The sequence below is a fragment of the Pelagibius sp. 7325 genome, from assembly GCF_037652055.1.
GTDB lineage: Bacteria > Pseudomonadota > Alphaproteobacteria > Kiloniellales > Kiloniellaceae > Pelagibius.
In genome coordinates this window covers 166,725-176,066 of record NZ_JBBKAH010000005.1, presented here as the reverse complement: position 1 = coordinate 176,066, position 9,342 = coordinate 166,725, and the positions used below count along the sequence as shown (strand labels likewise).

Here is a 9,342-nt window from a genome sequence, read left to right as displayed (position 1 = left end):
CCGGCGCACGGACGGCAAGGGGCCGTCAGGCCGGACTGCAGGTCCTCAGTCGTCGGTGCGCGGCCCGCGGCGCAGCTTCTTCACTTCGCCGCGCTTGACCTTGTCCTCCAGGCGCTTGCGCTGCACCGACCGCGGCGTGCGCGTCGGCTTGCGCGGGGTCGGCGGGATGGCGGCCTTGCGTAGCAGTTCGACCAGGCGCTCCAGGGCGTCCTCGCGGTTGCGCTCCTGGCTGCGGAAGCGGTTGGCGGTGATCACCAGCACGCCGTCCTTGGTCAGGCGCTTGCCGGCCAGGCGCTCGGCGCGGGCGCGCAGGCCCGCCGGCAGCGAGGGCGAGTGGCGCAGGCCGAAGCGCAGCTGCACGGCGGTCGCCACCTTGTTCACGTTCTGCCCGCCGGGGCCGCCGGAGCGCACGAAGCTCTCCTCGATCTCGGCGGGATCCAGCGCGACCGAGTTGGTGACCTTGATCACGGCGTGGCACTCCCCTGGGCGCCTGCCAGGGCAGGGCGGCGGCGGCGCGCGCCGGCGAGGGAATGACCGGCCAGGGTGACGACCACCAGCCCACCGCCGATCAGCGCCAGGTCGCCGGGATACTCGCCGATCGCCAGCCAGACCCACAGCGGGCCGAGTACGGTTTCCAGCAGCAGGATGAGGCCGACCTCGGCCGCTGGCAGGTAGCGCGGACCAACGGCGATGAGGGCGAAGGACAGCGGCACCACGACGAGACCCATGGCAAGCGTGTAGCCGAGTTGCGCGCCGGTGAAGAAGAAGGGGCCGCTCTCCGTCACCAGGGCGATGGGCAGCGCCACGGCAGCGGTGAAGACGCCCGCCAGGGCCATCGCCGGCACCATGCTGACCGCCCGCGCATGGCGGGTGATGGTGAAGGTGGCGCCGATGCACAGCGCGCAGACTCCGGCGGCGAGATCGCCCAGCAGCGAGCCGGCCCCGAGATCCTCGGAGACCAGCAGGGCGATGCCGACCACGGCGAGGGAGATGGCGACCCAGGTGCGCAGCGGCACCCCTTCGCCGAGGAAGACCAGGCTGAAGACGGCGGCGGCCAGCGGCGCGGCGGCGACGATGACCAGCACGTCGGCGACCGCGGTGAGGCTCAAGGCCAGGATGAAGAACAGGGTGCAGCCGGAGAACACCACCGCCAGCAGCAGGCCCCAGCGGCCGACCGCCCGGAAGGGGGCGGTAAGGCGCCCGCGGTGCTGCACGGCGAGAATCGCCAGGATGCCGAGCGCCTGCAGCACCCCGCGCCAGACCAGCAGGGTGAAGGGCTCGGCGTCGATCAGGCGCACCAGCAGGGTGTCCGGAGTCAGGATCAGGACCCCCAGGGCGGTCAGCAGCAGGCCCTTCTTGTGGCCGGCCCGGGCGGTCTCGGCGGAATTGGTTAACATGGCTTACAAATTAGTACGTTAAGGGTCTCTGGCCGCGGCCTCTTGGAGAATTTGACAATCCGGCGCGCCTGCGTATAGTCCCGGCTTCCTTTCCGGGAACGCGGGAGGGCCTCTCACGACCTTAAGGTCGGAAGCCCCAACCCCGCCCAGGAACATCGCCGGCGCGGCACAGGTTTGCCTGAAAGGCGCGACGGCGGAAAGGCCGGATTTTCCGGCTTTCCCTCCAGCCTTGCGGCTTGGCGGGAGGTTCCAGGGCCTACCGGAACAACAAGGCCGGTGGCGAGAAGCACGCCGGCATCGATGAAAGAAAGGAGTGGCAAGCGCCATGTCCAAGCGCGTTGCGTCCAAGTACAAGATCAATCGCCGCCTCGGTGTCAACCTCTGGGGCCGGCCCAAGAGCCCCTTCAACAAGCGCGAATACGCCCCGGGCCAGCACGGCCAGCGCCGCCGCAAGCCGACGGACTACGGCATCCAGCTGGCGGCCAAGCAGAAGCTGAAGGGCTACTACGGCAACATCGGCGAGAAGCAGTTCCGCCGCTATTATGCGGAGGCCTCGCGCCGCCGCGGCGACACCGGCGAGAACCTCGTCGGCCTGCTGGAGCGTCGCCTCGACGCCGTGGTCTACCGCGCCAAGTTCGTCCCGACCGTCTTCGCCGCCCGCCAGTTCGTGAACCACGGCCACGTCACCGTGAACGGCAAGCGCGTCAACATCCCCTCCTACCAGGTGCAGGACGGCGACGTGATTCAGGTGAAGTCCAAGAGCCGGGAGCTGCCGCTGGTGCTGCAGGGTGTCGAGTCGGTGGAGCGTGACCTGCCGGACTACATCGAGGTCGACCACAATCAGATGAAGGCGACCTACGTGCGCGAGCCCAAGCTGGCCGACGTGCCCTATCCGGTCGCGATGGAGCCGCACCTCGTCATCGAGTACTACTCGCGCTGATCCTGCGCGACGGAGCGTTCCGAAAAGGGCCGGCTGCTGCAAGCGCCGGCCCTTTTCTTTTGGCCGGGTTCTTCTGGCCGGATGCGTTTCGGCCAAGACACGGACCGATCGGGCCTGTTCTTGAGGCCGCACTTTAAGATTAGCAACGACCAATAATCTACTGAAATTTATATATAAAGTCGCGTCTCTAGATTGGCGGATGAGGCTGCGGCGGGCCCGGTTTGCGCACCGAGATGTAGAAGCAGCCGCCGCCCGGCAGCACCGCGAAGGTCGCCGGGCGGAAGGCGGCCCAGGCGCCGGCGGCCTTCAGGCGGCCGACGAATCCCGGCTCCTGCGCCTCGGCGAGCCAGGCGCGCCCGCCCAGCATCGGCAGCACCGGGCGGCCGCCGGCTGCGGCGATGGCCAGCAGGCGGGCGTCGGGAGACTGGCCGGGCGGGAAGGCCACGAGCACCCGTCCGGCGGCCTCCTCCGGCAGGCTGGCCAGCGGCAGGGCAACGGCCATGACCGCCAGCCAGAGGGCGAGGAACAGCAGCCCGATCTTGAGGGTGAGGCCCCGCATGGGCGTGGCGCGTGGTGCCTCAGCCGGCGCCGGCGAGGCGGGCCACCGGGGCCTCGCGGATCGGCCAGTGCACCGCGGCGGCGAGGAGGCCAAGCGCCACGCTGCCCCACCACACCAGGTCGTAGGACCCCGTTGCGTCGAAGAAGTAGCCGCCCAGCCAGACGCCGAGGAAAGCCCCGACCTGGTGGCTGAAGAACACCACGCCGAACAGCATGGCCATGTGGCGGGTGCCGAAGAACTGCGCCACCAGGCCGGACGTCAGCGGCACGGTGGAGAGCCACAGCAGGCCCATGGCCCCGGAGAAGACCAGCACGCTGGCCGGGCTGATCGGCAGCAGGACGAAGAGGGTGATGACCACCGCGCGGGCGAAGTAGAGGCCGGAAAGCAGGTACTTCTTGCTGAAGCGCGCGCCCAGCATGCCCGAGGTGAGGGCGCCGACGATGTTGGCGCCACCGACGATGGCCAGCGCCCAGGCCGCCAGCCCGGCATCGAGACCCATGTCGGTGATGTAGGGCGGTAGGTGGGTCTGAATGAAGGCGACGTGGAAGCCGCAGACGAAAAAGCCAAGAGTCAGAAGGTTGTAGCTCGGGTGCTTAAAAGCTTCCTTGAGCGCGTTGCCGGCCGACTGGTGGAAGCCTGCGCGGTCCGACCGGCCGGTCAGCGCGGTCGAGAGCGGCACCATGATGAGGGCCATGAAGCCCAGCAGGGTGAGGGCGGTCGACCAGCCGTAGGCGCTGATGAAGCTCTGGCCCAGCGGCACCACGAAGAACTGCCCGGCCGAGCCGGCGGCGGTGCCCAGGCCCAGCGCCCAGGAGCGCTTGTCCTCCGGCACCAGCCGGGCGAAGGCGGCCAGCACAATGGCGAAGGAGGCGCCGGCGACGCCGACGCCGACCAGGATGCCGGTCGACAGCATCAGCAGGCCCGGCGTCGAAGCGCCGGACATGAGGAACAGGCCGGCGGCGTAGAGCAGGGCGCCCACCGCCAGCACCCGGCCGCTGCCGTAGCGGTCGGCCACCGCGCCGGCGACCGGCTGGGACAGGCCCCACAGCAGGTTCTGCACGGCGATGGCGATGGCGAAGATCTCGCGGCCCCAGCCGAACTCGTCGGACATCGGTGAGAGGAAGAGGCCGAAGCTGGCGCGGATGCCGAAGGACAGCAGGGCCAGCAGGCAGCCGGCGACCAGAATGACCAGGGGCGTGCGCCAGCCCGGCAGGGAAGGGCGTGACGGCAGGGTCTCGGTGATAGGGCTCATCGGGGGCGAGGCTCCGGAATCGGGCGCCGAGAGAGACTCCGGCGCGAAGCAAGCGGCTTGGCCAGCAATCTAGGGAGCCTCAGATTATTCCGCAAATTCAATTTGATAATTATTATCATGCCAGTTCGGCATGATCTGAGGCGGCCAGCATGTGCCGGGTCGCCGTCTCCAGGGCATCGACCACGGTGGCGAGCGAGCCGATGAAACGGCCGCGGGCGATCCAGACGGCGAGGCGGTAGTCGAGTTCCGGCACCTCGATGGCGCGCAGACGGTCGCGATAGGCGCTGTGGCGCAGCAGGCAGCTCGGTACCAGGCCCAGCCCGTTGCCGCGGGCGACCAGGGAGAGCTGCAGTTCCTGGTCGAAGGCCTCGACGGCGACGACGAAGGGGCTCGCGTCCTGGGCCAGCGCGCGCTTCAGGGCGCTGCGGTAGCTGCAGCCTTCCGGATGCAGCACCCAGCCCTGGCCGGCAAGGTCGCCCAATGCCGCACGCGGCGGCAGCGGCGAGGTCGCCGCCGTCACCACCATCAGCCGGTCGCTGCCGACCCGGCTGAGGGGCAGGGTGGTCGCCGGCTCGCTGCGGTCGGAAGACAGCACGACCGCGGCGTTCTGGGCGTTGCTCTCGACGTCCTTCAACAGGTCGCCGCTCCAGGCGCTGCTGACCTGGAACACCAGGCCGGGGAACTGGCGCCGCAGGCTGTCGAGCGGCTCGTTCAATACCAGCTGCGACAGGCCCAGCGAGACGCCGAGGCGGAAGCTGCCGCGCGGGTCGGCGCCCTCGGCGACGCTGCCGGAGAGGTCGTCCAGCGCCTGGACGACGCGGCGGCCGTGGGCGAGAGCCTGGTGGCCGGCGGGAGTCAGGGTCGGCGGCTTGGAGGTGCGGTCGAACAGTACCGCCCCGAGCTCCGCCTCCAGCCGCTGGATGAGCCGCGAGACCGCCGGCTGGGTCAGGTTCAGCCGGGCCGCGGCGGCGTGCATGGAGCCCGCCTCGGCGACCGCCAGGAAGGCACGGATCTCGGAAATCTTCATGCCGGAACCTTAATGTGGAAGGTGAGATCATGCCAAAGCGGAAAGTTGCCGCTGCGGCATGAGGCCTCATGGTTGCGTTGAGGTTGGGCTGTATATCTGATCGATTTCAATCTGTTGCATGATGTTTCTGATCTTGAGACGAGGCTTGAAGAGGGGGCGGGCAGGGCGCGGGGTGCGCAAATCTCGGTGACAGCCACTGGCGCACGGCTAGACTTCGCCCATGATCCTCGTCGGCCAATACGATTCTCCCTTCGTGCGTCGCGTCGGCATTTCGCTGCGTGTCCTCGGCTACGACTACGAACACGACCAGCGCTCCGTCTTCGGCGATTTCGACTCCATGCGCCAGACCAACCCGCTGGGGCGCATCCCCTCGCTGGTGATCGATGATGGCGCGGTGCTGATAGATTCCGCCGCGATCCTCGACTGGCTCGACCAGGAGGTGGGGCCGGCGCGCGCACTCGTCCCGCTCGCTGGCGCGCAGCGCCGCCACGTGTTGCAGATCATCGCGCTGGCGACGGGCCTGGTCGACAAGGCGGGGGCGGGCGCCTACGAGCGCATGATCCGCCCGCCGGCTTACCGCTGGCCCGAGTGGATCGCCCGGCTCCGCATCCAGGCGGCGGGTGCGCTGACGGCGCTGGACGCCGCGCCCTGGGCGGTCGAGGCAGGCCTCGACCAGGCCCAGATCACCACCGCCTGCGCCCTGCGCTACGTGGAGATGGCCGATCCGGAACTGCTGCCGGAAGGCCGCTACCCCGCGCTGGACGCATTGTCGCGGCGCCTTGAAGCGCGCCCCGAGTTTCAGGCGACTTACCCGCCGGATGTCGCCTATCCCCAGGGCTGAGTTTTCCGCGTCATTCGGGAAGTGATTCCTCCGCTTGCAGCCCTTGCGGAGGTCTCTGGCCGAAGGCCGCACGCAACCTCTTCTTGTTGTGTAAGTTTTTTTTGCACTCCTGAGGTTGCGTCACTTCGTCGTAATATATTGAAAGAAAATAACTTTTCTCAAGTTTTGTGGCCTTTTCGGAGAACCTCCGGCGCGGCCACCTGTCGGAATTATTTCCAGCAGCGCTCTTGTGTATGCGGCGTTAACCAGAAATCGCTCCATGACGGCTCGCGTAATCAATGTGGCATGAAACCTGCTTATATGATCGTAGGCACAATAAGCCGTCTTCGGGGAGTAGATCGTGAGAACCAGAGATTGTGTTGTGGGTTGCCTGGTCGCCGCGGCAGCCTCATGGAGCACTGCGCCGATAGCGCTCGCGGCTCCGATGGTGAACCTGACGGGGTTGGGCTACGTCCAGTACGGCGACGCGCTGTCGTACTCGCTGCCGATCGCCGGACTTGAAAAGAACGGCAGCACGCCGTCGCCGGGCGAGGAGTTCTACGTCTCCTCGACTCCGGGTCAGATCAAGGACCTGGTGGTCGTCGCCACCGGCACCAGTTCCAATCCCACCACCACCAACTTCGCCGGCATGGACAATGCCTACGCCACGCCGTCGGGCGAGAGCGGCAGCACATACTTCTCCACCGGCACCTATGCCGACCCCAGCCAGGTGGGCGGCGCGTTCACAGGCGACCAGGCTCAGACCTGGGACGCCAATCTCGGCGCGCTGGGCTCGTTCCTCGGCGGCGAAGACATGATCTTCTTCTTCAACAACAACAACGTGAACAGCGGCGGTTCGGCAAGCCAGACCTTGGCCGCCTGGATGCAGATCTCGATCACCGACAGCCTGGGCAACATCATCACCGTCGCCCCCTACGCGCCCGGTACCGGCAACGCGAACGGCCAGGCGGTCTGGGAGCTCACCAACAACAACAGCCCCTATGCCCTGGTCAGCGAAGGCGGCGGCGGGGTGTTCAACGGCGACCCCAGCTCCTATCAGGCGGGCAGCGCCGGCGCCGGTCCCGATGTCGGCAGCAATCTCGACACGGACTACGTGCTGTCCGGCGGCGCGATCTGCCTGGATGCCGCCATCACGCCGGTGTCCTGCGCGGGGCCGCATGTCTACGGGCCGATCAATCACAACCTCGGTGCCGATCAGGCGGCTTACGGGGTGATCTTCCCGGAGTTCAACGCGCTGCTGGATGCGATGATCCTGGCGAGCGTTGACCTCAGCCAGTTCGTCCTGCACGTCGACCTGCGGCTGGGCTGCGACCCAAGCTTTGGCGGCATCGTCGACGGCAGCTGCGCGATCTACAACAACTTCGGCAAGGACCTGAACAACGGCTACGAACAGCTCTTCATCGGCACGGCCAGTGCCGTGTTCCAGAAGATCCCCGAGCCGGCGAGCCTCGCCCTTCTCGGGCTCGGCCTCGCGGGCCTGGCCTTCACGGGGCGTCGCCGCAAGCTGATCTGAAGCGGGCGGTCAGCCGGAAACGGAAACGGCGGCTCCTGGAGCCGCCGTTTCTCTTTGCCGCTGCTTTCGCTGTCATCGTGCCAGGCGCGCACAGAGAAAGTCGACCACGGCGCGCACCGCCGGCAGTTGCCCGCGCCGGTGCGGCATCAGCAGGGTGGTGGTGACGCTGCCGGCGGTCCAGCCGGGCAGCACGCGTACCACAGCGCCGCGCGCAAGCTCGTCGCGGCACATCGCCTCCGGCAGGCAGGTGATGCCGAGGCCGGCCGCCGCGGCCTTCAACAGCACCACGGACTCGTCGGCCAACATCCGCGGACGCGGCGTCACTTCGACCGCCTCGTCGGCATCGCCTCCGCCAAGGCGCCAGGTGGTCGCGCCGGGGCCGGTCAGCAGGCCGGCGTGGACGGCGAGGTCCTGCGGCCACTGCGGCGTACCGTGTTTCTCCAGGTAGGCGGGCGCGGCGATCAGAACGATGTCCTCACGCGCGAGCGGGCGCTGCAGCAACTGCGAGTCCGGCAGCGGCGCGAAGTGGCTACGCAGCGCGATGTCGAAACCCTCCTGCACCAGGTCGACGAAGCGGTCGGTCACCTCCACGACGAGGTGCAGTTTCGGATAGGCCTCGGCCAGGGCCGGCAGGTGGTCGGCAAGGTAGAGCTGGGCGGTCGGCACCGAGGCCGTGAGGCGCAGGGTGCCGCTGGGCTCGGCCTGGCGCCGGCGCACCATGGCTTCGGCAGTCTCCGCCTCGATCAGGGCGGCGCGGGCGTGGTCGTAGAAGTCGCGCCCCACCTCGGTGAGGGTGAAGCTGCGCGAGGTGCGGTGGATGAGGCGGGCACCGAGCGCCGTTTCCAGCTCGGCCACCCGCTTGCTGACGGTGGTTTTCGGCGCGCCGAGGCGCCGGCCGGCGGCGGTGAAGCCGCCGCAGTCCACGGCCTGCACGAAAAAGCGGAGGTCGTTGAGGTTCAGCATGTCCGTCGTCCATATATGTGAACGATAAGTCTCCTTTCTGCCGGCTACCGCGTCAACGTCCATACCCGCAAGGTGCCTGGGCCAAGGGACTCGGCCCTCGGCGGCAATACGAAATGGAGACGACCCATGCATCCCATCCTCTTCTACGGCGTGCCGGAGGGCTGTTCCCTCGGGTCCATCGTCGCGCTCGAATGGAGCGGGCGGCCCTACCGCCTTTGCCGCGTCCAGATGCCGGAGGTGGTCTCCGGCGCGGACTACCGGCGTCTCAATCCGGTGGGCGAGACACCGTCGCTGATGACCGCCCGCGGCGACGTGATCAGCGAGAGCCTGGCGATCCTGAACCACATCGGCGCCTGGCGCATGGAGACCGGGGCGCCGGGCAGCGGTCCGGCGTTCGCCCAGGGCAGCCGCGACTTCGATCGCCTGAACGCCATGCTCGGCTTTCTCAACACCAGCTTCTTCGGCGCCTTCAGCCCTCTGTGGTACGCGCTGGAGCACGGCAGCGAAGGGGCGGAGAAGGCGGCGCTCACCGCCTACGGCAGGGCCATGGTGGCAAAGACCCACGGACAGCTGGAGGCGCTGCTGGGTGGCGGCGATTGGCTGCTTGGCCGCCGCAGCCTGGCGGATGCGTACTTCTTCGGGATTGCCCGCTGGGCCGACTTCCACCAGGCGGTCGACCGCCGGGACTATCCCGGCCTGCATCGCCTCTTCGAGAAGCTGAAGGACGATCCCGCCGTGCGCTTCGCACTGGCGATCGAGCACGGGGAGGGAGCGCAGAGCAGCGGCGGCTTCGCCGGCCAGGTGAGCCTGGAGGAGACGCTGGCGATGGTGAAGGAGGTAGGGTGAGCCA

General features: G+C 68.2%; 10 protein-coding genes. 4 read left to right on the top strand and 6 right to left on the bottom strand.

All coding sequences use genetic code 11. The features are described from left to right. Window positions 1–45: 45 nt before the first annotated feature. Together arfB and WDC82_RS15865 are read right to left on the bottom strand one after the other, a co-directional pair. Complete coding sequence (gene arfB, locus WDC82_RS15870; RefSeq protein ID WP_340118331.1) at window positions 46–468, bottom strand: alternative ribosome rescue aminoacyl-tRNA hydrolase ArfB; 423 nt, start codon at window positions 466–468, stop codon at window positions 46–48. Further along, window positions 465–1,397, bottom strand: coding sequence for a DMT family transporter (locus WDC82_RS15865; RefSeq protein WP_340118330.1), 933 nt, complete (start codon window positions 1,395–1,397; stop codon window positions 465–467). Before WDC82_RS15865 ends, arfB begins: the two co-directional genes overlap by 4 nt. A gap of 325 nt (window positions 1,398–1,722) precedes the next feature. Between WDC82_RS15865 and rpsD the strand changes: the two genes are divergently transcribed. Next, window positions 1,723–2,337, top strand: a complete 615-nt coding sequence (gene rpsD / locus WDC82_RS15860; RefSeq protein ID WP_340118329.1) for a 30S ribosomal protein S4 — start codon at window positions 1,723–1,725, stop codon at window positions 2,335–2,337. A 187-nt stretch (window positions 2,338–2,524) separates the two neighbouring features. Here rpsD and WDC82_RS15855 read toward each other — a convergent pair whose 3' ends face one another. From WDC82_RS15855 to WDC82_RS15845, 3 genes are all read right to left on the bottom strand, one after another. Next, window positions 2,525–2,896, bottom strand: coding sequence for a hypothetical protein (locus tag WDC82_RS15855; protein ID WP_340118327.1), 372 nt, complete (start codon window positions 2,894–2,896; stop codon window positions 2,525–2,527). Window positions 2,897–2,915: 19 nt separating this feature from the next. Next, complete coding sequence (locus WDC82_RS15850; RefSeq protein WP_340118326.1) at window positions 2,916–4,148, bottom strand: MFS transporter; 1,233 nt, start codon at window positions 4,146–4,148, stop codon at window positions 2,916–2,918. A gap of 115 nt (window positions 4,149–4,263) precedes the next feature. Beyond that, window positions 4,264–5,175, bottom strand: coding sequence for a LysR family transcriptional regulator (locus WDC82_RS15845; protein WP_340118325.1), 912 nt, complete (start codon window positions 5,173–5,175; stop codon window positions 4,264–4,266). 220 nt (window positions 5,176–5,395) lie between these two features. Here WDC82_RS15845 and WDC82_RS15840 point away from each other — a divergent pair, with 220 nt between their 5' ends. Further along, on the top strand, window positions 5,396–6,016 hold the full coding sequence (locus WDC82_RS15840; protein ID WP_340118324.1) for a glutathione S-transferase N-terminal domain-containing protein: 621 nt from the start codon (window positions 5,396–5,398) through the stop codon (window positions 6,014–6,016). Between the two features lie 424 nt (window positions 6,017–6,440). Beyond that, window positions 6,441–7,529: a PEP-CTERM sorting domain-containing protein gene (locus WDC82_RS15835; protein ID WP_340118323.1), complete on the top strand. Its 1,089-nt coding sequence runs from the start codon at window positions 6,441–6,443 to the stop codon at window positions 7,527–7,529. A gap of 72 nt (window positions 7,530–7,601) precedes the next feature. On the opposite strand, the gene WDC82_RS15830 is transcribed toward WDC82_RS15835, so the two are convergent. Then, entirely contained in the window at window positions 7,602–8,492 is an 891-nt protein-coding gene (locus WDC82_RS15830) for a LysR substrate-binding domain-containing protein (RefSeq protein ID WP_340118322.1), read from the bottom strand. Window positions 8,493–8,618: 126 nt separating this feature from the next. Between WDC82_RS15830 and WDC82_RS15825 the strand changes: the two genes are divergently transcribed. Beyond that, window positions 8,619–9,338 (top strand): glutathione S-transferase, encoded by a 720-nt coding sequence (locus WDC82_RS15825; protein ID WP_340118321.1) that lies wholly within the window; start codon window positions 8,619–8,621, stop codon window positions 9,336–9,338. The last annotated feature ends 4 nt before the right edge of the window (window positions 9,339–9,342 follow it).